General features: G+C 60.6%; 22 protein-coding genes. 7 read left to right on the top strand and 15 right to left on the bottom strand.

The window, feature by feature from the left end:
- Positions 1-41: 41 nt before the first annotated feature.
- The 8 genes from ACZM22_RS02775 to ACZM22_RS02740 form a co-directional block, all read right to left on the bottom strand.
- Positions 42-317 (bottom strand): 8-oxo-dGTP diphosphatase, encoded by a 276-nt coding sequence (locus ACZM22_RS02775; RefSeq protein WP_489543015.1) that lies wholly within the window; start codon positions 315-317, stop codon positions 42-44.
- Complete coding sequence (locus ACZM22_RS02770) at positions 317-1,039, bottom strand: hypothetical protein (protein WP_489543014.1); 723 nt, start codon at positions 1,037-1,039, stop codon at positions 317-319. The genes ACZM22_RS02775 and ACZM22_RS02770 overlap by 1 nt, the downstream gene beginning before the upstream one ends.
- 24 nt (positions 1,040-1,063) lie before the next feature.
- Complete coding sequence (locus tag ACZM22_RS02765) at positions 1,064-1,198, bottom strand: DUF6061 family protein (RefSeq protein ID WP_489543013.1); 135 nt, start codon at positions 1,196-1,198, stop codon at positions 1,064-1,066.
- A gap of 482 nt (positions 1,199-1,680) precedes the next feature.
- Positions 1,681-2,781: a DHHW family protein gene (locus tag ACZM22_RS02760; protein ID WP_489543012.1), complete on the bottom strand. Its 1,101-nt coding sequence runs from the start codon at positions 2,779-2,781 to the stop codon at positions 1,681-1,683.
- Positions 2,782-2,793: 12 nt separating this feature from the next.
- Positions 2,794-4,197, bottom strand: coding sequence for an MBOAT family O-acyltransferase (locus ACZM22_RS02755; protein ID WP_489543011.1), 1,404 nt, complete (start codon positions 4,195-4,197; stop codon positions 2,794-2,796).
- A 75-nt stretch (positions 4,198-4,272) separates the two neighbouring features.
- The gene (locus ACZM22_RS02750; RefSeq protein ID WP_489543010.1) at positions 4,273-5,493 is read right to left on the bottom strand and encodes a DHHW family protein; all 1,221 of its coding nucleotides are present in this window, start codon (positions 5,491-5,493) and stop codon (positions 4,273-4,275) included.
- Complete coding sequence (locus ACZM22_RS02745) at positions 5,490-5,948, bottom strand: DUF4358 domain-containing protein (RefSeq protein ID WP_489543009.1); 459 nt, start codon at positions 5,946-5,948, stop codon at positions 5,490-5,492. Before ACZM22_RS02745 ends, ACZM22_RS02750 begins: the two co-directional genes overlap by 4 nt.
- A 127-nt stretch (positions 5,949-6,075) precedes the next feature.
- Positions 6,076-6,453, bottom strand: a complete 378-nt coding sequence (locus tag ACZM22_RS02740; RefSeq protein ID WP_489543008.1) for a carbon-nitrogen hydrolase family protein — start codon at positions 6,451-6,453, stop codon at positions 6,076-6,078.
- Positions 6,454-6,862: 409 nt separating this feature from the next.
- Between ACZM22_RS02740 and prfB the strand changes: the two genes are divergently transcribed.
- Positions 6,863-7,987: a peptide chain release factor 2 gene (gene prfB, locus ACZM22_RS02735; RefSeq protein ID WP_489543007.1), complete on the top strand. Its 1,125-nt coding sequence runs from the start codon at positions 6,863-6,865 to the stop codon at positions 7,985-7,987.
- Between the two features lie 91 nt (positions 7,988-8,078).
- On the opposite strand, the gene ACZM22_RS02730 is transcribed toward prfB, so the two are convergent.
- The gene (locus ACZM22_RS02730) at positions 8,079-8,243 is read right to left on the bottom strand and encodes a hypothetical protein (protein ID WP_489543006.1); all 165 of its coding nucleotides are present in this window, start codon (positions 8,241-8,243) and stop codon (positions 8,079-8,081) included.
- A 138-nt stretch (positions 8,244-8,381) separates the two neighbouring features.
- Here ACZM22_RS02730 and ACZM22_RS02725 point away from each other — a divergent pair, with 138 nt between their 5' ends.
- Positions 8,382-8,546, top strand: a complete 165-nt coding sequence (locus tag ACZM22_RS02725; RefSeq protein WP_483267946.1) for a helix-turn-helix domain-containing protein — start codon at positions 8,382-8,384, stop codon at positions 8,544-8,546.
- Positions 8,547-9,260: 714 nt separating this feature from the next.
- On the opposite strand, the gene ACZM22_RS02720 is transcribed toward ACZM22_RS02725, so the two are convergent.
- Positions 9,261-9,431, bottom strand: a complete 171-nt coding sequence (locus tag ACZM22_RS02720; protein WP_489543005.1) for a hypothetical protein — start codon at positions 9,429-9,431, stop codon at positions 9,261-9,263.
- A gap of 115 nt (positions 9,432-9,546) precedes the next feature.
- On the opposite strand from ACZM22_RS02720, the gene ACZM22_RS02715 reads away from it, so the two are divergent.
- On the top strand, positions 9,547-9,720 hold the full coding sequence (locus ACZM22_RS02715; protein WP_489543004.1) for a type II toxin-antitoxin system antitoxin: 174 nt from the start codon (positions 9,547-9,549) through the stop codon (positions 9,718-9,720).
- A gap of 414 nt (positions 9,721-10,134) precedes the next feature.
- Here the strand turns inward: ACZM22_RS02715 and ACZM22_RS02710 are convergent, their stop codons facing one another.
- From ACZM22_RS02710 to ACZM22_RS02690, 5 genes are all read right to left on the bottom strand, one after another.
- Complete coding sequence (locus ACZM22_RS02710) at positions 10,135-11,391, bottom strand: acetyl-CoA C-acetyltransferase (RefSeq protein WP_489543003.1); 1,257 nt, start codon at positions 11,389-11,391, stop codon at positions 10,135-10,137.
- Positions 11,392-11,567: 176 nt separating this feature from the next.
- Positions 11,568-12,617: a hypothetical protein gene (locus ACZM22_RS02705; protein WP_489543002.1), complete on the bottom strand. Its 1,050-nt coding sequence runs from the start codon at positions 12,615-12,617 to the stop codon at positions 11,568-11,570.
- Positions 12,614-16,177: a transcription-repair coupling factor gene (mfd, locus tag ACZM22_RS02700; protein WP_489543001.1), complete on the bottom strand. Its 3,564-nt coding sequence runs from the start codon at positions 16,175-16,177 to the stop codon at positions 12,614-12,616. Before mfd ends, ACZM22_RS02705 begins: the two co-directional genes overlap by 4 nt.
- A 1,842-nt stretch (positions 16,178-18,019) precedes the next feature.
- Positions 18,020-18,616 carry an aminoacyl-tRNA hydrolase gene (gene pth / locus ACZM22_RS02695; protein WP_489543000.1) on the bottom strand — a complete coding sequence of 199 codons (597 nt, stop codon included), beginning with the start codon at positions 18,614-18,616 and terminating at the stop codon, positions 18,020-18,022.
- 85 nt (positions 18,617-18,701) lie between these two features.
- Positions 18,702-19,661, bottom strand: coding sequence for a ribose-phosphate pyrophosphokinase (locus ACZM22_RS02690; RefSeq protein WP_484425120.1), 960 nt, complete (start codon positions 19,659-19,661; stop codon positions 18,702-18,704).
- Between the two features lie 509 nt (positions 19,662-20,170).
- On the opposite strand from ACZM22_RS02690, the gene ACZM22_RS02685 reads away from it, so the two are divergent.
- The 4 genes from ACZM22_RS02685 (at position 20,171) to gpmI (ending at position 24,308) form a co-directional block, all read left to right on the top strand.
- Positions 20,171-20,662: a tRNA (cytidine(34)-2'-O)-methyltransferase gene (locus ACZM22_RS02685; protein ID WP_489542999.1), complete on the top strand. Its 492-nt coding sequence runs from the start codon at positions 20,171-20,173 to the stop codon at positions 20,660-20,662.
- Positions 20,663-20,708: 46 nt separating this feature from the next.
- On the top strand, positions 20,709-21,902 hold the full coding sequence (locus ACZM22_RS02680) for a phosphoglycerate kinase (protein WP_489542998.1): 1,194 nt from the start codon (positions 20,709-20,711) through the stop codon (positions 21,900-21,902).
- Between the two features lie 101 nt (positions 21,903-22,003).
- Positions 22,004-22,777: a triose-phosphate isomerase gene (gene tpiA / locus ACZM22_RS02675; protein ID WP_482680761.1), complete on the top strand. Its 774-nt coding sequence runs from the start codon at positions 22,004-22,006 to the stop codon at positions 22,775-22,777.
- Positions 22,778-22,796: 19 nt separating this feature from the next.
- The gene (gene gpmI, locus ACZM22_RS02670) at positions 22,797-24,308 is read left to right on the top strand and encodes a 2,3-bisphosphoglycerate-independent phosphoglycerate mutase (protein WP_489542997.1); all 1,512 of its coding nucleotides are present in this window, start codon (positions 22,797-22,799) and stop codon (positions 24,306-24,308) included.
- The last annotated feature ends 21 nt before the right edge of the window (positions 24,309-24,329 follow it).

Below are 24,329 nucleotides of genomic sequence, written 5' to 3'. Positions count from 1 at the left end.
TTCTTGGAACAGGCATGATCTCGGTCATGCCTGTTCCGCTTTTAGCAGCTCATCCACGGGAATGTAGCCCACAAGGTCGTACTCGATATGTACCTTCTGCCTTTGATACCGCAGAGCTGGGGAGAACGGATATGCAGTCCAGTTTCCTCCTGCACCTCACGAATCACGGCATCCGTAAAGGATTCTCCCGGCTCTATATGACCTCCGGGGAAGGTGATGCCCGGCCAGTCCCGTTTTTTCCGGTCGATCACGACAACTCGGCTGCCATCACAGATCATGCACATATTTGTAAATTCAACCGTTTCGGTTCTTGCCATTATGTTAAAACTCCTTCCTCAAAAAAGTAAAACGGATTTTCAATGCTCTCCGCACCAAAAACTTTTGTAGCCATTCGATACATTGCCTTGGCGTGAATGCGGTCATGCCAGATAAAACGGCGCAGGACTTTACGCAGGGACCAATCCTCACCATAGCTGCCTTTTCTGACGGTATTTTGCAGAAAATCAGGGTTAGATTCAAGCGATTCAAATCCCCGCTTGCGGCATTCGTATATGTTGCCGTCATGATCGGCATCCACAGCAATCTCCGCAAAATAATATGTATTCACATTCTTTGTATGCTCGTACATTTCATCAGCTGAGCGCGGAACTTTGCCGTAAAAGGTCTTGCGCTCGGGAGCAGCCGTTGCATTCTTATCGGGAACAGAATCATACAAGGCAAGAAAATCCTGCGCTGATTTCAGCGCAAGTGCCTTTAACTTTTTATATTCTTCTGCTGTCAGCGGTGCTTTTTCACTTTCAAAAAGCACATCAGAGTCCGCATCGCAGATCGCAAGCTCGGAAACCTTTTCTTCGATGATGGCGATATCCATGCTTGTTACTGCTTTTTTGCCGCACCATTTGAGATAAGAGCATATTTCTGCTTGCATTTTCCGGACAGCGGCTTCCAATGTTTCTCCGCGGGTGTATGCACCTACAAAATCCACCGCATAAAGCAAGGTGTCTCTGCCGTTATGCTCCCATACACAGTTGATCGTCATATGGTATCTCTCCAATCGTCTGCTTCATGATAATAATTGAGCCTGATCTAAAGGCTGATATTCCGTGACCACTTCGAGATGCGCCTTTGAATCGCCATTCAAAACGATGACGGCATACGTCAGCAGGTTATTGTAGATCAGATCGTCAAACGTGCCCACTCGTTCGTGTGTACACACAGCATAGCACAGCAATCATTCTATTTTCAATAGGCGCGACGGAAGTTATCGCCATTTAGCAATATTATTTTGTGCTAAAATCTGATTTTTCGATTCTAACAGTGTCAATCATACTCTGCATCGAAATACCTATCTATCGACTTTACGGTTTTGAGGGGTATTTTGCTTGACCGCAAATATACGCACTCCCCAGCGAACGGTATCCGCTATGCAGCGATTCGCTGTTTCACAAAAGAACCGCACAGAGGCGATAACTATTTCACCCTTTTCGCTGTCCTTGCTTTTCAGCGCAAAAAACAGGTGATTCTCAACCATTAGATGTACAAAAACAGGCAGCACCCAACCGAAGTTGAGTGCCGCCTGTTTTGTTGTCCAATCCTGTTTCGCAGTTGCCGATTTTGTAGTTTTCTCAGATTACTGTCTTATCGGCACACGGCATATGCCGGTCATCTTTTTTTGTTGTCTCATTTCAGATTCAGCTTGAACAGATTGCCGTCGGCAGCGAAGTTGGTGATCTCGTACAGCACCAGCACATCGTCGGCCTCATCGGCCAGCGGCTGTATCTTCTCGCGGCAGTACCGCAGGTCCACCATGGTGATGGTCTCGTAGTCGCCGCACAGGAACGGCACAAGGCTGTTGGCAAACGAGTCCTTGATGAGCAGCAGGTGCTTCCCGTTCTCCACGCCGGTGCGAAGCACCGCCTTGGCATAGTTGCCGCCTAAAAACAGCTCGTACTTGTCCTTCTTCTCCAGCGCCGTCATGTCGTACAGCGAATCCGTCACCGTCCCGTCGCAGTCGGCGGACTCGATGGTGATGTCGGGACAGTAGTCCACCTCGTCGTACACGCTGTCCGGCAGCAGCACCTTGGAGTACAGCGTCCCGCGGAACCGGTCCGTGGCCTGCACCAGCGCATAGCTGCGGGCGGTGTGCCCCGTGGCCTCCGCCCAGATATGGTAGGCCGCCTGTGCTCCCGCCGTGGTCCAGTGGTGATCCGTATGGTAGTAGGGGTCGGCCACACCGGCCAGCGCCTGACGCGCATCGGCAAACGCCGTCCCCAGATGCTCCTCCAGCATGGCAAACGCCCTGTCCTCGTCGTAATACGGCGCGTCCTCGGGCAGACTGTCCCGCAGCACACCGGCGGGGCTGGGCACGATCAGCGCCGTACAGCGCTTACCATCGTTGGCGGTGAAAAACGTCTCCACCGCCGCCAGATTCTTCTGGTAGTTGTCCCAGTTGAAGGTATCGTCCGTCACCTTGGCAAAGTAGCGGCCATCCGCTCCCAGATATGTGCCGCTGATGTCCTGCCGCCCCTCCAGCCGCTGGAGGGCGGAGCGTGCGCCGGTCCAGAAGTCCCGCAGCAGGATCTGGTCGCTGGTGTAGTTCTCCACCTCCGTCATGAACTTGCCGGACAGCACATTGTCCGCCGTCAGCTCCGGCGTGGTCTGGAGATAGCGGTTCTCATTCTCGGAAAAAGCCCGATCCGGCGTGAAGAAGAAGCTCCCCACCGACAGTCCCAGCAGAATGACGCAGATGGCGATAAGCGGGGCCAGCATATTTCGTTTCATGTTCGCCCCTCCTCAGAACCGGAAATACAAAAACGGGTTGTAGCTGTCGCCCACCAGGAACGCCACGGACACCAGCAGCACCAGCACCATCCACACGGTGCGAAGCCCATCGGACACGGCGGGCTTCATGCCTGCCTCCCACCGGCCCCACAGCTGCCTGGGCAGGGACGTGCAGCCGATGACCGCCAGCACCAGCACCAGCCAGAAGCTCCGCAGCAGATAGGCCGCGCCGCTGTCGAAGAACGCGCCGGAGAACATGTGGCCCAGATAGGCCCCCAGCTTCCCGAAGTCCGTGATGGCGAACAGCACCCAGCCCAGGATAAAGCACAGGCAGGTATAGATATGCCCCACCACGGCGGGTACACGATCCAGCCATTGCAGCAGGAACGTCTTTTCCAGCAGCAGCAGTGCCGCGTAGTACACGCCCCACAGCACGAAGTTCCAGCTGGCCCCGTGCCACAGTCCGGTCAGGAACCACACGATGGCGATATTCAGCAGCTGCCGCCCCAGTCCCTTCCGGTTGCCGCCCAGCGGGATATAGACGTACTCGCGGAACCAGGTGGACAGGCTGATGTGCCACCGCCGCCAGAACTCCGTCACGGTGCGGGACTCATAGGGATAGTTGAAGTTCTCCAGGAACCGGAAGCCGAACAGCCTGCCCAGGCCGATGGCCATATCGGAATAGCCGGAGAAATCGAAATAGATCTGGAACGTAAATGCCAGCGCCCCCAGCCACGCCGTGACCACGGAGGGCGCGGACATGGCCGCGATCTCCTCCCACACGGCGCCCATCTGGTTGGCCAGCAGCACCTTCTTGCCCAGGCCGATGACGAACCGCTGCATACCGGCGCTGGCCCCTGCCAGCGACTCGCGGTTCCGGTTCTCCAGATCGGCGGCCACCGTCTTGTACTGGACGATGGGCCCCGCGATGAGCTGAGGGAACAGCGTCACATAGGCGCTGAAATCGATGATGTTCCGCTGGGGCGGCACCAGTCCCCGGTACACGTCGATGGTATAGCTCATGGTCTGGAACGTGTAGAACGAGATGCCGATGGGCAGCAGCAGCCCCAGCGCGGGGATAGCTGTACCCAGCAGACCGTTGAGATTGGTGATGGCGAAATCCGTATACTTGAAGAATCCCAGAATGCTCAGGTTGCCCACCACGGACACCACCAGCACCGCCTTGGCGCCCTTGGGCTTCCCCGCGGCGCGGAAGTGTCCGATGGCCAGGCCGTTGCAGTAGTCGAACACCGTGGAGAACAGCATGATGAGGATATATTTTGGCTCGCCCCAGCCGTAGAACAGCAGGCTGAACACCAGCAGCAGCGCGTTGCGCAGCTTTCTGGGGCAGATGAAGTACAGGATGCCCACCAGCGGCAGAAACGCCAGCAGGAACGTGGTACTGCTGAAAACCATGTGTCGGCTCCTTTGCTCGATAGTTGAAAAACGGGGCAGGCGGACCTGCCCCATCTTTATATATGCTTGCCTGCGTTACTTGACGCCCGCCAGCTTGCCCATCTGATAGCTGCCGCGGATGGCGGACAGGTTGTTGACGAAGATGACGTCGGTGGCCTTATTGGTCTTGGCAAAATCCACCACGCTGCCGCTGTAATAGCGGTAGTCGATGACGTACACCGTCTGATAGTGATCCACCAGGAACGGCACGAAGGCGTTGCCGAAGGACTCCTTCACCACTACGCAGCTGGACCCGTCGGACAGATCGGGGTTGCTGATCACGGTGTAGGGGTTGTCGCCCATGATGAACGCGCCGTACTTCAGGCCCGCCGATGCCTCGGACTCGTCATAGATGATCTTGCCGGCGGTCAGGTCGCTGTCGGACTTGCCGTACTGCATCCGCGCCTCGGTGCTGATGGGATGGTACGCCGTCACCACGTCGGGGTTGTTCTTCATGGCGTCGGGCTTCCCGCCGTCGTTGTAGAACGAACCCAGGAACCCGTCGTACTGGCTGACCTCATACTCCGACAGCGCGTGGGGCGTCACGCCCTTGGCGCCGCAGAACTCGCGGTAGGCGTAGTACGCGCCCAGCCCCGTCCAGTGGTGGTCGGTGCGGAAATAGATATACTCCCCGCGGTGAGACATCATCACATCGTGAAGGGGTACCGTTTTCACATTCTTCCCCATAGCGGCCAGAATATCCTTCTCCGCCTGGGCCTGATCGCTGCCCGGAATATCGCTGTACAGCGCGTCCGGCAGCGTGATGCCGCTGGACAGCGGCACCGCCAGCGCGTACACCGTGCTGACGCCGGACAGCTGATCGGCCACGGAGGTCACGATCTCGCCGTAGTTCTTGGCCAGGCTGTCCACATAGTTGTACATCTCAAAGCCGGTATCCCCCACGATATACACGCCGCCGGACTGGTAGGGCGTGGCGTCGGTGGTGATGGTATCCAGCGTCTTGCTGCCGGTCTGACTGCCGCTGTTATCCGGCTGCTGGGTATCGCCGCCGGTCTGTCCGTCCTGCCCGTCGGCGCCGCCGGAGGGCTGCTGGGCATCGTCGGGCTTCTGCGTATCGTCGGGCTGGGTCACTGCGGGGTCGTCCGCCCTGTCGGCGGGCCTGTCCTTCTTGAACACATCCGTAAAGATGGCCAGCGCACCCAGCACCAGCGCCGCCGCCACGATCAGCAGCAGGATCCCCGGCACGGGACTTCTGCGGCGGCGATAGTGCCGTCCGCTGTATCTCCGGCCGCTCACTTCACATACTCCTTGATGACGCTGCGGGCCGTGTCGGTGTCGGAGCTGACGCACAGCACCACGCAGGTGCCGTAGGTCTCAAAGATCGCGCTGTTGATGCGGTCCACCTCGGCGGGCAGATACCGCTCCATCTCGGTTTTCTGGCTGTCCAGAAACTCCTGCATGGACGCCCGCAGCGCCGCCGCGTCATCGCCGCTCTTGCACTGGATGACGAATACCTCCTCGGCTGTGGAGCCGGAGGACATATAGGCCGCCGCCGTGCAGCCCTCGGGCAGCTGGAAGTAGTAGCCCAGCTCCTCGTCGGAAATGGCGGTCAGCTCGGATTCAAAGGATACCTTCTCCACCAGTGCCTTGGCCAGGCCCTGGGCGTCCACTGCGGTGTCCTTCTGCTGGCCGCAGGCGGTCAGTGCTGCCACGGACATCACGGCAAGCAGCATCGAAATGATACGTTTCATAAAAGCTCTCCTCAATCATTTTTCTCTGCGCAGGCCCCTTGCCTGCGGCGGGAAGGGCAGACTTTCCCGACTACGTATTATAGTACAAACCGCCCCAAAGGAAAAGTGCCAAATTGTAACAAAGCAGTTAATTTTCCGGAAAGACTTTTGGCGCTCCCCCGTCCCGGTCTCCGCCCCGTTCCGGCGCGATCTGCCCGTCCGATCCGATGAGCAGACTTGCGTCATACGCCTTTCCGTTCTCCTCCAGATAGACGTTGGGCGATGCCCAGATGTTCCACTCTCTGCTGGCCTTCCGGAACGCCTGCACCTCCGGCGACTCCAGCCCCAGCCGGTACCTCCGCACATCCTGCCCCTGATACTGCGGAAAAAACTCCGTCAGCTGCACCTCCGGAAACAGGATCAGGTCAGTCCCATGCTCCGCGGCCTCCCGCATCCATTCGATGCTCTGATTCAGGTTGGCCTCCACGCTCCCCTGATTTTTCATCTGCGCCAGTGCGATACGCATCCGTCATCCCTCGCTTTCTGCGCCCTATCTTACCACATCCCCTCTCCCACAGCAAGACTGCCCCCTTTACAAATACCTGTTTTTTGTTATAATAGTACCATCTATCCACAAGGGCAAGCGCGCCTGTCTGCGCGTCTTTCCGGTGCTTTTTGCCCTTTTCGCCTTGGCGGGCGCGCGCCCGCCTGCGGCTCAAAAGTCAAAAATCCCTCGAATATCCATCGCCGACAGGTGCAAAGCAGTTTTGCCGGAGCAGAAATGTGTCCAAACAAGAAAAGGCCCGCAGGGAATACTGACGTATTGCCAAGGGACTTGACGCAGTGTGGGCGCATTTCTGCCCGTCAAAACCGCGTCTGCCCTTGTCGATAGATGGTAAGGCTAAGGAAATTTACAGCATAAGGAGATACGATATATGGCCGTTATTGAATATGACGAGTATAAGCAGAAGCTGCTGGCGCTGGAGCCCACGCTGGGCGAGCTGGAGAAGGCGCTGGGCATCCCCAAAGCCCGCGAGGAGCTGGCCGAGCTCCAGAAGGAGACGGAGCAGGACGGCTTCTGGAACGACCTGGAGCGCAGCCAGCAGGTGAGCCGTCAGGTCAAGCGTCTGGAGCACAAGATCAAAAAGCACGACAAGCTGGTGTCCGAGTGGGAGGACACTCTGACCCTCTGCGAAATGGCACAGGAGGAAGACGATCCCTCCCAGCTGGACGACGTGGTGGAGGGCTACAACACGTTGGAAAAGGAGATCAGCGAGCGCCGTCTGGCCGCCCTGCTGTCCGGCGAGTACGACGGCAACAACGCCATCCTCACCTTCCACGCCGGTGCCGGCGGCACCGAGGCGCAGGACTGGACGGAGATGCTCTACCGCATGTATACCCGCTGGGCCGAGCGGCACGGCTACACCTACCAGCTCATGGACTACGAGGCCGGTGACGAGGCGGGCATCAAGTCCGCCACCATCCTCATCGAGGGCGAAAACGCCTACGGCTACCTGAAGAGTGAGAACGGCGTCCACCGTCTGGTGCGCGTCAGCCCCTTCGACGCCAATGCCCGCCGTCAGACCAGCTTCGCCGCGCTGGAGGTCATGCCGGAGCTGGAGGATGACAGCGAGATCGAGATCCGGCCCGAGGACATTGAGATGCAGGCCTGCCGCTCCTCCGGCGCCGGCGGCCAGCACATCAACAAGACCTCCTCCGCCGTCCGTCTGACCCACCTGCCCACCGGTATCGTGGTGTTCTGCCAGACGGAGCGCAGCCAGTTCCAGAACCGCGACAACGCCATGAAGATGCTGCGGGCCAAGCTGGCGGAGCTGAAGCTGCAGCAGCATGCCGAGAAGATCAGCGACCTGAAGGGCGTCCAGATGAAGATCGAGTGGGGCAGCCAGATCCGCTCCTACGTGTTCATGCCCTACACCCTGGCCAAGGACACCCGCACCGGCTATGAGATGGGCAACATCCAGGCCGTGATGGACGGCGACATCGACGGCTTTATCAACGCCTACCTCACCGCCGCCGCCAACGGCGAGATCAAGAAGTAAGTTCCCTGCGCTTACGAACCTCTGCCACCCAAAATCACCCTGCGTATCCGCTACGCAGGGTGATTTTTCTGTCGTATTATACATTTTGTTGTCACTCTTTGGCAATTTCTTTCTGTTTCCATGGCAGCACCACCGGCCCCTCGCCGCTTGTCTCCACATACAGATCCTCGCACTTCTGCTGCGCTTCCGCCAGTAGCCGGACGGCCTGCTCCATGGCATCCATCGCCGCCAGATACATCGCTTTGTGATCTGCCATTTTAACACCCCCTGCTTCCATTGTAACACATTGTGACTATATCCACAATATAGATTTTTTTATTTTCCCCTATAATGGAAACAGCAGCAAGTGAGGGTGGTGAACGCCATTTTTGATTATCGTCCATTGTGGGATACCATGCGCAAAAATGGCGTGTCCCAGTACCAGCTTCTCAAGGGCGGCATCGACAACAAGACGCTGGATTCCCTGAAGAAGAACAAGAACATCACCATGGTCACGCTGGAAAAGCTCTGCCGTATCGTGGGCTGTACGCCCAATGACGTGGTCCGCTTCGAGGAATAAAACCGGATCACCCTGCGTATCCGCTACGCAGGGTGATTTTTCTGTCGTATTATACATTTTGTTGTCGTTTTTACCGCTCATCCCATTTCATTAACGGCCGTTGCCCCAATAGGCGCCCCCCCGCCCGCGCCCCGATGCTTGACCGCATCCCGATGGACGCACCCGTAGGGGCCGGCGTCCTCGACGGCCCGACGATTTTCCTCCGCACCTCCGATAGGGGATATTCCGCGCCCCCGAGCGCGGGTCACTTTTGGCCACAGCCCCAAAAGTGACCAAAAGGTCTGCTTGAAACCGCAGGTTTCAAGACTTCCTGCGCGCCTGCCCACGCCGCAACCCGCCGCCGCGTACCCCGCGAAAGCCCAAATGTTGCAAATCGTCGTACAACGAATCACTTGTACTTCTCTCCCCGCTGCCGCTCCCACGTCCCGCACGGAAATTCCCCCCCTCGCGCCCTGTATAGTAAAGGTACTTTACGCTCCTCGCCATATCTGCATCCGCCTCCATTCTCCCTGTCCCCATCCCCCGTCCCCGAGGGGTGGGTTCCCCAAGGGAGGGGACGCGCACGTCCCGCTCCCTTTGGCCGGTTGGGGGATTGGGATTCTCCCCCTCAGACGCCGCTCTTTGGTCACTTTCTTGCGGCCAAGAAAGTGACCCGCGCCCGCAGGCACGGCCCCACCGAAAATTGCATGAAAAGGACGCCTTCTGGCGTCCTTTTCAGCTGCTTATGTATATTTCCTCACATGCCCGCTGTGCTTCCTCCAGGAGGAGTCTCACCCGCATAGGCACCCCCAATTCTCCGCATGCCCCCATATTTTCCTCCAAAAGCGTCAGCGCATCCTCCGTCGCCGCGAACAGTACGTGGTACATTTTCTGATAGTCAGCCATATATTTTTCCTTTCTTAGCGAACGCGTTTTAGATATATTATGCGTTCACTTCGCCCATTATAGCATATGGCATATCTAAAATAAACATAAAATTTGCTTATTATGGGGTGATTTTATGGCTATCAAAAGTCTTTCTATCCGCATTGATGACGCTGTGCTGGATAAACTGCACATCGTGGCCGATTACGAGGGGCGCTCCGCCAACAGCCAGATCAATATCCTGATCCGCGACTGTATTGCCGCATACGAAAAGCAGCACGGTCCCATCGTTCTCCAGCCGCGCACATAACCTCCCGCGGGTCCAGCAGCCCATTCTTCATTCTCCTGCCAAAGGAATATTTCGCACTCCGGCGCGACAGCCTTTCGCCCACGGCGGTAGACCAGCGCACCTCCGCACGGTACGCAGGAGCGGCAGCGACAAGAGGACCGCACGCGATTCGTTGTACGACGATCCGCACTATCTTGGTTTTCGCGTGGTACACGGCCACGGTTTTCAGCGCACCCCAGCCGCGCAGGAATTCTTGAAACCTGCGGTTTCAGGCAGCGTTTTTGGTCACTTTTGGGGCTGCGGCCAAAAGTGACCCGTGCCCGAGGGCACGGAGCATCCCCCTTCCGCTGCCGGAAGAAATAGGGCCGCCGGAGGCATAAAAAGATCAGGACCGCTTTCGCGGTCCTGATCTTTTTATGTACCTTCAGTCGTGCTTCAGCACTTCTCAAACACCACAGCGGTACCCATGCCGCCGCCGATGCACAGGGTCGCCAGACCCTTCTTGGCCTCGGGACGCTTCTGCATCTCGTGCAGCAGGGTGACGATGATACGCGCGCCGGAAGCACCCACGGGGTGGCCCAGAGCGATAGCGCCGCCGTTGACGTTGACCTTGCTCATGTCAAAGTGCAGCTCGCGGGCCACGGCGATGGACTGGGCGGCAAAGGCCTCGTTGGCCTCCACCAGATCGATATCGTCGATGGTCACGCCGGCCTTCTTCATGGCGTTGCGGGAAGCCACCACGGGGCCCACGCCCATGATCTTGGGATCCACGCCGCCCTGGCCCCAGCCGATGAGCTTGGCCACGGGCTTCAGACCGTACTTCTCCACAGCCTCGCCGGAGGCCAGCACGATGGCGGCAGCGCCGTCGTTGATGCCGGAGGCGTTGGCGGCGGTGACACGCTGGGTGCCCTTATCGGCAGCATCCTGTGCGCCGGTGACCTCAAAGGTGTGTACCACCTGAGGATTGGGGGACTCGGGACCCACGGGGAACGCGCCCTTCAGCTTGGCGATGCTGTCAGCGGTGACGCCTTCCTTCACGTACTCGTCGCGCTTGAACTCCACGATCTCCTTCTTCACCTTCACGGGGACGGCCACGATCTCATCGTCGAAGCGGCCGGAATCCCGGGCGGCGCAGGCCTTCTGCTGGGAGGCGGCGGCGAACTCGTCCTGCTCGCGGCGGGTAATGCCCCAGATGTCGTTGATATTCTCGGCGGTGGTGCCCATGTGATAGTTGTTATAGGCATCCCACAGACCGTCCTTGATCATGGTGTCCACCAGCTTCTTGTCGCCCATACGAGCGCCCCAGCGGGCGTCCATGGAGGCATAGGGAGCGGCGCTCATGTTCTCGGTGCCGCCGCAGACCACGATGTCGGAATCACCGGCCAGGATGGAGCGTGCGCCCTCGATGACGGACTTCATGCCGGAGCCGCAGACCATGCCGACGGTATAGGCAGGCACGGAGTAGGGGATACCGGCCTTAATAGAAACCTGACGCGCCACATTCTGGCCCTGTGCCGCAGTCAGGATGCAGCCGAACATCAGCTCATCCACGTTCTCGGGAGCAACGTTGGCACGCTTCAGAGCCTCCTTGACCACGATCGCGCCCATCTCGGCGGCAGGAGTGTTCTTCAGGGAGCCGCCAAAGGAACCGATAGCGGTTCTGCAGCAGTTGACAACATACAGGTCTTTCATGAAAAGTTACCTCCTATAAAAATTAAGCTTATTATACAGCATCGGATAACGGATGTCTACGGCTATGATAGTCAACTTTTTAACAATAGTCAACCACTAAATGCAACTTTGTTAAAAAATCGTCAAAAGGTCCATTTCAGCCCCTGCCCTTTCCGTCATTTTGACGGACACATGGCTCACTGCTGAGCCTGTGCAGGCTCCTGGGCCGCCTCGCTGCGCAGAGCCACCAGCTTCTCATAGAACGCGCCGGTGTCGATGGTGCTGTACAGGTCCTCATTGAACACCACGTTGGCGGTGGCTCTCCGGTCCGCCAGCAGGCTGCTGAAATAGGCGGGCAGCACGGCGGACAGATCGGTGTCCTCCTTCAGGAAGATGTAGTATCCCTCGTCCAGAGCCACCACGCCGGTAAGCTCACCGGTCTGGAGGGCCAGCGCCTGCTCACTGAGCGCGTCACCCTCCGCGGCGGCAAAGGTGATGCTGTCCTGCTGGTCCACCTCCCGCTCCTGACAGATGGCGGCGTGCTCGGCCAGCTTGTCCTCGGCCTCCTGCAGGCGCTTCAGATAGCCGTTAGCCTCGTCCTCTGCGCCGTCACCGGCGGGTACGAACACCACGCGGCCGGTGAGATAGTTGTTGTCCGCAGCGTACTGCGCCAGCGCCGCGCCGTCGGGATACAGAGCGCTGCCCTCAGTGCAGAAGGCGTCCTGCAAACGCTGATAGAGATAGGCCGTCTCGCGAATGTGGTCATAGGCTTCCTCGCTGATACCCTGGATAGCCAGCTGCCGCTGATAGGCCTCCTCGCCGCCGTAGTACGTCACATACTCCAGCCGCTGGGCGTCCAGCGCCTCCTGATCCTCATCGGTCAGGGTGATGCCGGCCTCCTCGGCCCACGCCCGCACCACGCTGTACAGCTTCACCGTCTCCAGCGTATCGGTCTGGGCATAGTCGCCGTAGGTGACGCCGCTGGTAAGCTCCGTGCTCCAGTCGATGCCCTGCACATAGGTGCTCAGGTACTCGCAGTCGTAGGCCAGCCAGTACAGGTACTCCTCGCAGGTGACGGTCTCGCCGTTCACCAGCAGCAGCTGTCCGTCGGGATGGAGCCCGCTGGCCTCGTACAGCAGGCCGTCGGTGCGGCTGCCCTTCTTCATACCGCCGGTGAGGGAGATGGCTCCTACCAGTGCCACGGACACCAGCACACCGGCGATCAAACGCACCCAGTTGTTTTTCATGGTTCATTTCCTCCTTCTTGGGGCTGCTGCCCCTGTAATTGTAATTCGTTCTGCTGCAAGCGCAGCTGCTCCACAAGGCCGCCAGCGGCGTCCAATGCGTCCTCCCTGGGCTGTAAAAACAGCGTCAGCTTCGGCGACGCCCCCGCCGCCAGCTGCAGCCGGTCGCGGTAGCCCGCCATGCCGCACACCGCCAGCAGCGCCGCCGGCTCGATGCGCATGTCGAAGCTGAAGATCAGCTGCCGCCCCTTCTGGGTGATATCGGTGATACCCGTCTCCATGGCCGCCGCGCGCAGCATGGCCACGTTCAGCAGCGCCGTCACCGGCTTGGGCACATCGCCGTAGCGGTCCAGCAGCTCGTCCATCAGATCGGCCTCGTCCGCCGGTGTCCGCAGGGCGGCGATACGGCGGTACAGATCCATCCGCTGCTCGGCGGCGGGCACGTACCCCTCGGGGATGTAGGCCGGCACCGTCAGGTCGGCGGAGCACTCCGTCCGCACCTCCGCGCCGCGCCCCTGCTGCTCCAGCACCGCATCGTTCAGCAGCTTCAGGTACATGTCGTAGCCCACGGACATCATGTACCCCGACTGCTCCGGTCCCAGCAGATTGCCTGCGCCGCGGATCTCCAGATCCCGCATGGCGATCTTGAAGCCGGAGCCGAACTCCACATATTCCCGTATGGCGGTGAGCCGCTTGGCGGCCACCTCCGTCAGTACCTTCCCCACGCGGAACGTCAGATAGGCGTAGGCCCGGCGGTTGGACCGCCCGATGCGCCCGCGGATCTGATGGAGCTGGCTGAGCCCCATGCGGTCCGCGTCCTCGATGATAAGGGTATTGACGTTGGGGATATCGATGCCCGTCTCAATGATGGTGGTACACACCAGCACCTGGATGTCGCCCTGGGCCATGCGCCCCATGACGCGGCTCAGCTCGCCCTCGGCCATCTTGCCGTGGGCCGTCTCCACCACCACACCGTCTCCCAGCAGCTGCCGCAGGCGGGAGGCGGTGGAATCGATGCTCTCCACGCGGTTGTACAGGTAGTATACCTGCCCGCCGCGGTCCAGCTCCCGCCGGATGGCCTCGCTCAGAATGCCCCAGTCGTGCTCCAGCACGTAGGTCTGCACCGGCTGCCGGTCCTGCGGCGGCTGCTCGATGGTGCTCATGTCCCGGATACCGCTGAGCGCCATGTTCAGCGTGCGGGGAATGGGCGTGGCGGACAGCGTCAGCGTATCCACCTGCCGCGCCCGTTCCCGCAGCTTTTCCTTGTGGGTCACGCCGAAGCGCTGCTCCTCGTCAATGATCAGCAGCCCCAGGTCCTTGAATTCCACATTTTTAGCCAGCAGCTTGTGGGTGCCGATGAGCAGGTCCACCCTGCCCTCCTTCACTCTGGCCAGCACGTCCTTCACCTGTGCCGGCGTCCGGAAGCGGGACAGCACCTCCACCGTCACGGGGAAGGCGCGGAACCGGTCGATAGCCGTGGCATAGTGCTGCTGGGCCAGCACGGTGGTGGGCACCAGAATGGCCGCCTGCTTGCCGTCCAGAATGCACTTCATGGCCGCCCGCAGCGCCACCTCCGTCTTGCCGTAGCCCACGTCGCCGCACAGCAGCCGGTCCATGGGCGACGGCTTCTCCATATCCCGCTTGATGTCGCAGATAGCCGCCAGCTGGTCCTCCGTCTCCGTGTAGGGAAACGAGTCCTCAAACTCCTGCTGCCACGGGGAGTCCGGTGAAAACGCGAAGCCCGCCTGCCGCTGCCGCTGGGCGTAGAGCTTGATGAGTCCCTCCGCCAGATCTCTGGCCGCCGCCTTGGCCCGCCGCGTGGTCTTGGCCCACTGGTCGCCGGACAGCTTGTTCAGTCTGGTCTTTTCCGCCGCCTCGTCGCCGCCGCCGATGTACTTGCTCACCAGATCCAGCGATGTGGCCGGCACATACAGGCAGTCGCTGCCTGCATAGTTGATTTTGATATAGTCCTTCTCGATGCCGTCCACCGGCAGCCGGATCATACCGGCGAACCGGCCGATGCCGTGGTGTACGTGTACCACCAGATCCCCCACCGTCAGATCGGTGTAGGACTGGAGCTTCTGCCGGTTGTCCGCCTTGGCGGCACGGGGCTTTTTCCGGCTGCCGGACAGAGCCTGAGTCAGCTGCCCCTCCGTCAGCACCGCCAGCTTCAGCGCCGGCCACTCGCTGCCCGCGCTGAGAGCGCCTACGGTGATGCACACCTGCCCCCGCTGAGGCACGGCCGCGCCGTCCAGCGCCAGCGCCGCGGGGATCTTCTTCTCCCGCAGGAGCTGCTGCATGTTCCGCGCCCGCACCTCGCCGCCGCACAGCACCAGCACGCCGTAGCCCGTGGTGAGATAGTGTACGATGTCTGCCGCCGCCGTCTCCAGACTGCCGCCGTAGCTGGCCAGCTGCTTGGCAGGGATGTCCAGCAGCAGCTGCGGCGCCGTCAGATACCGGCTGGTAGGCAGGCTCTCCATCTGGCACACGGGAAATTTTTCCAGCTCCGCCGCCGTCTCGTTCTCCGTCAGCGTCAGCCGCCCGAAGGCGCCGGCCATCAGCCCCGCCTCCATGGACGCCGTCACGTCCTGCTTCACCTGCCACACAAAGGCTTTCAGCGCCTCCTGTACCCGTCCCGCCTCACTGACGCAGATCAGGCAATCCTCCGGCAGATAGTCGAAGGCCGTGGCCGCATCGGGATACACCGCCGCCAGATACCGGTCGCCGCCCGGGGGCGTCACCCCCTGCCGCAGAGCCGCCGCGTCCTCCTCCAGCCGCTGCCGCAGGGCCGCGGCGTTCTCCTTCTTCGCCAGCCGCTTGACCGCCGCGTCCATCCGCCGGGCGGCGCTCTCCGCCGCGTCCGCATCATGGAACGGCAGCACCTCTCCCGCCGGCAGCACCGTGAACGCCTGCCGGTTCTCCACGCGGCGCTGGGTGGACACATCGAAGTCGCCCATGCTGTCCAGCTCGTCGTCGAAGAACTCACAGCGCACCGGCCGCTCCGGCCCCGGTGAGAAGATGTCCAGAATACCACCCCGCAGGGCGAACTGCCCCGCGCCCTCCACCTGCTGGGAGCGCACGTAGCCCGCGGCGGTGAGCTGTGCCGTCAACGCTGTCACGTCGTATTGCTGCCCCACCTCCAGCGTGAAGGCGGTCTGCCGCAGCACCTCCGGCGGCACGCATAGCTGGGCCATGGCCGCCGCCGTGGCCACCATTACGCGGGGCGCTTCCTGCGCCAGCCGGTACAGAGCCCACAGCCGCCGGTACTCCCACTGGCGGCTGTACGCCGCCGCAGGCCGCAGCTGCCATTCCCGAGCCGGCAGCACCACCGGCTCCTGACCGGTAAGGGCCCGCAGATCGGCGGCCTGCCGGGCGCACTCCTGCTCATCGGCGCACAGCATCAGCAGCGGCCTGCCGGTCTGCTCCGCCGCAGCCGCCGCCACGGCCGCCCGCTGCACGGGGGAGAGTCCCGTCACCACGCTGTGCTTTTCGCGGCCGTTGATGCCCGCCGTCAGCTCCTGCACCTGCGGCAGCGTCAGCAGCTGCCGGATGAATCCTTCCATCGCTCTCCCCTCCTTGTCGTTTTTGTGGTGGTAATATTCTGCTGTTTTGTCGTGATATTCTACTGTTTTGTCGTGATATTCTACTGTTTTTATGCTATTGCTCTTTTCCGGTCATTTTCAAAGGAATGCTTCGCGCTCCTGCGCGGCTCGTGGATATATCTGTTCGTTTGCTGATGTTCTCAAATTTGCTGACGGCCCCGCTCTCGCTCCCGTAGGGGCCGGCGTCCCCGGCAGCCCGCATCGACGCACCGCCAGATACCGGCGCACTTTCGCCTAACCCTTTGTAGGGGCCGGCGTCCTCGATGGCCCGTTCGTTTTTCCTCCATGTCACCAACAGAGAGAGTTCCGCGCCCGCGGGCGCGGGTCGCTTTTGGCCGCAGCCCCAAAAGTGACCAAAAACGCTGCTTGAAACCGCAGGTTTCAAGACTTCCTGCGCGGTTGGGGTATGTCAAAAACCTGTCGCCGCGTACCCCGCGAAAACCCAAATGTTGCACATCGTCGTACAACGAATCACTTACGCTCCTCTTATCGCTGCCGCTCCCACGTTCCGCACGAAAACTTTCTACTCCCGCGCTGTACAGTGAAACATCTTTACACTCCGCGTAATTTTATATTCCCGCGGCCCAGCGGGCCGCACCTACACTTGCTGCCGCTGGCGGCAAGTGCGCGATTTGATGATCGCCCAAGCCGGTAGGCCCATCAAGTCCCACCGCCCACCTTGTCAGCGGCAGCGGGGGTAGACTCGTGGCCGATTCCCTGTGGAACCTTTTCCTGCCGCATTTAAATCGGGCAAAGGAAATCCAAAAACCATTGGTTTTTGGCGGCGTTCTTTCCCCCATTTCTTTCGCTGCTGAAAGAAATGGGGCCGCCGAGACCGCCGGCCCCTACGGGGTACGGGGACGCGGCCGCCGGAGCCACAGGGTCGAGGAGGTGACCCGCCCTCGGAAGCGCGGCTCACTTTTGGCCGCAGCCCCAAAAGTGACCAAAAACGCTGCTTGAAACCGCAGGTTTCAAGACTTCCTGCGCGGTTGGGGTACGTCAAAAACCTGTCGCCGCGTACCCCGCGAAAACCCAAATGCTGCACATCGTCGTACAACGAATCACTTACGATCCTCTTATCGCTGCCGCTCCCACGTTCCGCACGAAAACTTTCTACTTCCGCGCTGTACAGTGAAACATCTTTACACTCCGCGTAATTTTTATATTCCCGCGTCCCAGCGGGCCGCACCTACACTTGCCGCCGCTGGCGGCAAGTGCGCGATTTGATAATCGCCCAAGCCGGTAGGCCCATCAAGTCCCACCGCCCACCTTGTCAGCGGCAGCGGGGGTAGACTCGTGGCCGATTCCCTGTGGAACCTTTTCCTGCCGCATTTAAATCGGGCAAAGGAAATCCAAAAACCATTGGTTTTGGGCGGCGTTCTTTCCCCCATTTCTTTCGCTGCTGAAAGAAATGGGGCCGCCGAGACCGCCGGCCCCTGCGGGGTACGGGGACGCGGCCGCCGGAGCCACAGGGTCGAGGAGTTGACCCGCCCTCGAAAGCGCGGCTCCCCTGCCGACGATATACCATTTTCTATTTTATGTGCCCTTGCTGAAAATTACCTGAAAAAACCGCCGCAAGCGCCGCGCAAAAAACGCCGCAGAGCGGACACGAAAACGCGGGGCCTTGCCCCGCAGGGCCGGTGCAAAAGCGATGCGCCGCGGCCCGCGCACAGCCTGCGGAGACCGGCAGTTCATCATTCTTCAGGCCGCCGCAGGGGTCAATACGCCTTTTCCCTGGTACAGCAGGCGTCATCACCATTTGAGCAGCTTCTTCAACATGCGATTGTTTTGTACGAAAAACTTTTATCCGTTAAAGCGATTCATGGCGGCGTCCGCCCCCTCCTCCATGAGGCACAGCGCCGCCTCCGCCGCGCGGTCCAGCGTGGCGCGGAGCACCTTGGCCTCCTCGCCCTGAGGCTTGCCGATGACCCAGTCGATCATCTCGTGGTCAGGGTGCGCCGGCATGCCGACACCGATCTTGATGCGGGGGAAGCCGTCGGTGCCCAGATGCTGGATGATATTTTTCAGGCCGTTATGGCCGCCGGCGGAGCCGCTTTTGCGAATGCGCAGCTTGCCTGCCGGCAGAGAAACGTCGTCGGAGATCACCACCACATGGTCCGCCGGCACCTTATAAAACCGCGCCGCTTCGCCCACCGACTCGCCGGAGAGGTTCATGTAGGTCTGGGGCTTCATCACCAGGATTTTGTTGCCGTTTTTCTCCAAAATACCGGTCCACGCCTTAAACCTCAGCTTGTTGAGTTTGAAATTTTCCTTTTCCATCAGGCTGTCCAGCGCCAGCCAGCCCATGTTGTGGCGGGTGGATTCGTACTTGGTGCCCGGGTTGCCCAGCCCCACCAGGATCCAGTTAACGCCGCCGCTCTGATTCCGATTAAAAAACAAGGCTCTCGCCTCCTTCTGCAAAGTAAAGAGGGACTGCAAACGCAGTCCCTTTATTATAACACAGTCTTTTCCGTTTGCAAAGCGTTCAGTTGAACAGCTTGGCGATGGAGATCTCCTGATAGATGCGCTCGATGGCCTCGGCGAACATGGGCGCCACGGACAGATACTTGATCTTGTCGCAGCCCTCGCCCATGGACTCGGGAATGGTGTTCAGCAGGGCCACCTCCTTGATGACGCTGGCGCTCAGGCGCTCCAGCGCGGGGCCGGACAGCACGCCGTGGCTGGCGCAGGCATAGACGCTGGTGGCGCCGCCCACCTCGACGATGGCCTTGGCAGCGTTGCAGATGGAGCCGGCGGTGTCGATCATATCGTCGAACAGGATGCAGTCCTTACCGGCCACGTCGCCGATAACGTTCATGACCTCGCACTGGTTGGCCTTCTGACGGCGCTTGTCCACGATAGCAAGGCTCATGTGCAGCTTCTGGGCGAAGGTGCGGGCGCGAGCCACGGAGCCCACATCGGGGGACACCACGACCATATCCTCGCAGCGCTCGCCGAACTTCTTGGCATAGTAGTCCACGAACACGGGGTTGCCCAGCAGATTGTCCACGGGGATGTCGAAGAAACCCTGGATCTGGCTGGCATGGAGATCCATGGTCAGCACACGGTCCGCGCCGGAGGCGGTGAGCATGTTGGCCACCAGCTTGGCGGAGATGGGATCGCGGCTCTTGGCCTTGCGGTCCTGACGGGCATAGCCGAAATAGGGGATCACCGCGGTGACGCGGCCCGCGGAGGCGCGCTTGCAGGCATCGATCATGATGAGCAGCTCCATCAGGCTGTCATTGACCGGCTTGCAGGTGGAGTTGATGAGGAATACGTCGCTGCCGCGAACGCTCTCGTACAGGGAGACAGACGCCTCGCCGTCCGCGAAGGATTTGACCTCCGCCTCGCCCAGCTTGATGCCGATGAGCTTGCAGATCTCCTGCGCCAGCGCGGGGTTGGCGTTGCCGGTGAAGATCTTGATGTCCTTGCCGTGAGAAATCATGGTGTTTACCCTCTCGCTTTCTGTCCTTTTTTGTATTCTCTGGTTGCTGTGCCGGAGGTCATCTGCCTGTTAAAAAGCAAACAAAAACGCCGTCCCGCGCCGCTTACCACTGTGTTCAGCGGCTTTCGGCGATACAGACGGCGCACACTCCGGCAGAGGGAGCGCACTGACAGATGATATGGGTCTTGATGCAGTCCATACGATCCATCGGCCCTTCCTCCCTTCGCATAAATCGGTCTATCCCCATTATAGCAGGCTTTACAGGAAAATCCAGTATTTTTCCAACTTTTTTTGGCCACAATTTTTCAGAGAGGAAAAACGCTGACGTAAATTACCATTTTTCCATGGAAACAGCGGTCATTTTTTGTATTTCTAAGAAAATGCGGGGGGTTTTGGCATTTTTGAGTTGCATTTTCATTTCCGTTGCATTACAATACCATCGGTTGACAAGGGCAGGCGCGGTTTTGCCCGCGCCCATAGATGACAAGTCGCGAGGGGGATGTCCGTTTATGCTGCATATCGTACTGGTCGAGCCGGAGATCCCCCAGAACTGCGGCAACATCGCCCGCACCTGCGCCGCCACGGGGTGCTCCCTGCATCTGGTGCGGCCGCTGGGCTTCGACATCTCGGACCGCGCCGTGAAGCGGGCGGGGCTGGACTACTGGCATCTGGTGACGGTGCGGGACTACGACGGGCTGGAGGATCTGTTCCGGCAGCACCCGGAGGCGGCCGCAGACCTGTGGCTGGCCACCACCAAGGCCCCGCAGGACTACACGCAGGCCCGGTTTTCGCCGGACTGCTGGCTGTTCTTCGGCAAGGAGACGGCGGGCCTGCCGGAGGCATTCCGCGCGGCCCACTATGACCGGTGCCTCCGTCTGCCCATGCGTGCGGAGGCGCGGAGCCTGAACCTCAGCAACTCCGTGGCCATCCTGACCTACGAGGCCCTGCGGCAGAACGGGTTCCCCGGTCTGTCCGGGCAGGGCGAGATGGCGGAGCGCTGATCTGTTTTTTCCATACACATACTATTTCAAAAGGAGATGTATCCGTATGAACTACAATAAAAAGACCATTCTGGACGTGGACGTGGCCGGGAAAAAGATCCTGCTGCGCTGCGATTTCAACGTGCCCCAGGACAAGGAGACCGGCGCCATTACCAGCGACAAGCGCATCGTGGCGGCGCTGCCCACCATCCGCTACCTTCTGGAGAAGAAGGCGGCGGTCATCGCCTGCTCCCATCTGGGTAAGCCCAAGGGCGAGTGGAAAAGCAAGCTGAGCCTTGCCCCCGTGGCAGAGCGTCTCAGCGAGCTGCTGGGGCAGGAGGTCATCTTCGCCAGGGACATTGTGGGCGAGGACGCCAAGGCCAAGGCCGCAGCGCTGCAGGGCGGCCAGATCATGCTGCTGGAAAACCTGCGCTTCGATCCCCGCGAGGAGAAGAACGACCCGTCCTTCGCCGAGGAGCTGGCCTCCATGGCGGAGCTGTACGTGTCCGACGCCTTCGGCACCGTACACCGCGCCCACGCCTCCACCGCCGGTGTGGCGGCGTATCTGCCCGCCGTGTCCGGCCTGCTGGTGGCCAAGGAGCTGGAGGTCATGGGCGGCGCGCTGAACGATCCCAAGCGGCCCTTCGTGGCGGTGCTGGGCGGTGCTAAGGTCAGCGACAAGATCGGCGTCATCAACAACCTGCTGGACAAGGCCGACACCATCATCATCGGCGGCGGCATGGCCTACACCTTTGCCAAGGCGCAGGGCGGCTCCATCGGCAAGAGCCTGTGTGAGGACGACAAGCTGGACTACGCTCTGGAGATGATCGCGAAGGCCAAAAAGAACGGCGTAAAGCTGCTGCTGCCCTCCGACACCGTGGCGGCGGACGATTTCTCCAACGATGCCAAGCGCCAGGTGGTCAGCACCATGGCCATCCCCGAGGGCTGGGAGGGCATGGACATCGGTCCCGACACCATCAAGGTGTTCTGCGATGCCGTGAAGGGCGCGGGCACCGTGGTGTGGAACGGACCCATGGGCGTGTTTGAGTTCGACAACTTCGCCGCCGGCACCCGCGCCATGGCCCAGGCCCTGGCCGACAGCGGCGCTATCACCATCGTGGGCGGCGGCGACAGCGCCGCAGCGGTGGAGCAGATGGGCTTCGCCGATAAGATCACCCACATCAGCACCGGCGGCGGCGCGTCTCTGGAGTTCCTGGAGGGGCTGGAGCTGCCCGGCGTGGCCTGCCTGCTGGACAAGTAAAGCCCCTTGACGGGGGAGGCGCTCCCCCTTTACATGGATCGTATCAAAGCAAAATTTGTATCGATAGAATAGTTTAAAGAAGACAGAGGAGTAAACAAGTTATGAATCGCAGATACCGTAAGACCATTATCGCCGGCAACTGGAAGATGAACAAGACCGCCAGCGAGACGAAAAAATTCGCCGAGGAGCTGAAGGCTCTGCTGCCCAAGGCCAAGTGGTGCGACGTAGTGGTGTGTGTCCCCGCTGTGAACATCTCCACCGCCATCAAGGCCTTCAAGGACGCACGGGTGTCCGTGGGCGCACAGAACGTGTTCTTTGAGAAGTCCGGCGCCTACACTGGTGAGGTCTCCGCCGACATGCTGAAGGATCTGGGCGTGAAGTACGTCATCATCGGCCACTCCGAGCGCCGCCAGTACTTCGGCGAGACGGATCTTATCGTCAACAAGAAGGTGCTGGCCGCTCTGGAGGCCGGTCTGCATCCCATCATCTGCGTGGGTGAGACGCTGGAGCAGCGGGAGCTGGGCATCACCATGGAGCTCATCGCCCTGCAGGTGAAGTCCGCGCTGGCCGGCGTACCCGCCGAGAAGCTGCGCAAGTGCGTCATCGCCTATGAGCCCGTGTGGGCCATCGGTACCGGCAAGACCGCCACCGCTGAGCAGGCCGCCGAGGTCTGCACCTTTATCCGCACCACCGTGCGTCACCTGTACGGCGCCCGCATCGCCCGTTCCATCACCATCCAGTACGGCGGCTCCATGAAGCCCGCCAACGCCGCGGAGCTGCTGGGCCAGCCCGATATCGACGGCGGGCTCATCGGCGGCGCCGCTCTGAACGCAGCGGACTTCGTGGAGATCATCAACGCCGCCAATCAGGACTAAAGAACAAAAGGAGGCAGGCATGAACAAAACTCCGACGACCCTTATCATCATGGACGGCTTCGGCATCGCGCCGCCGGCGGACGACAACGCCGTCACCCTGGCCAAGACGCCGGTGCTGGACCGGCTGTTCCAGGAATACGCCCACACCACCCTGTCCGCCAGCGGATTGGACGTGGGTCTGCCCGCAGGGCAGATGGGCAACAGCGAGGTGGGCCACACCAACATCGGCGGCGGCCGCGTGGTGTTTCAGGATCTGCCCCGCATCAGCCGCGCCATTGAGGATGGCAGCTTCTTCCGGAACGAGGCCTACAACAAGGCCATGGACGACTGCCTGAAAAACGGTACCGCCCTGCATCTGTACGGTCTGCTGTCCAACGGCGGCGTACACTCCCATATCGACCACCTGTACGCGCTGATGCGGATGGCCAAGGACAAGGGCCTCCAGCGCGTGTATCTCCACTGCTTCCTGGACGGGCGCGATGTGTCCCCCACCAGCGGCAAGGGCTTCGTCCAGGCGCTGGCGGACAAGTGCGCGGAGCTGGGCGTGGGCAAGATCGCCACGGTCATGGGCCGCTACTACGCCATGGACCGTGACAAGCGCTGGGAGCGGGTGCAGATGGCCTACGACGCCATGGTGTACGGCGAGGGAAACCACAACCCCGATCCCGTGGACGCCGTGGCACAGAGCTACGCCGCCAACGTCACCGATGAGTTCATGGAGCCGGTGGTGTGCGACAGCGAGGGCACCATCAGCGACAACGACAGCGTCATCTTCTTCAACTACCGCCCCGACCGCGCCCGTGAGATCACCCGCGCCATCGTGGACCCTGACTTCGACGGGTTCCAGCGGGAATTCTTCCCCACCACCTACGTGTGCAACACGGAGTACGACGCCACCATGCCCAACGTGCTGGTGGCGTGGCCCCGCATCGCCGTGAAGAACGGGCTGGGTGAGTATCTCAGCAGTCTGGGGCTGACCCAGCTGCGCATCGCCGAGACCGAGAAGTACGCCCATGTGACGTTCTTTTTCAACGGCGGCGTGGAGAAGCAGTACCCCGGCGAGGACCGTGTGCTGGTGGCCTCTCCCAAGGTAGCCACCTACGATCTCCAGCCGGAGATGAGCGCTGTGGAGGTGTGCGACAAGTGCGTGGAGCGCATCGAGTCCGGTGCGTATGACGTCATCATCCTGAACTTCGCCAACTGTGACATGGTAGGCCACACCGGTGTACTGGAGGCCGCCGTCAAGGCGGTGGAGACCGTGGACACCTGCGTGGGCCGCGTGGTGGAGGCCACCCTGAAGATGGGCGGCATCGCCATGGTCACGGCTGACCACGGCAACGCCGAGGACATGAAGCAGCCCGACGGCAGCCCCATGACCTCCCACACCACCAATCTGGTGCCCTTCATCCTCTGCGGCGCCGGTACGGAGCTGCGCACCGGCCGTCTGGCCGACATCGCCCCCACCATTCTGGATGTAATGGGGCTGGCCTGCCCGCCGGAGATGGACGGCAAGACGCTGATCGTCAAGTAACCAACATCGTCATGTACGGCA

The sequence above is a fragment of the Vescimonas sp. genome (assembly GCF_057856985.1).
Note: the sequence above shows the minus strand (reverse complement) of the source record. Positions and strands in the feature narration are given on the sequence as shown.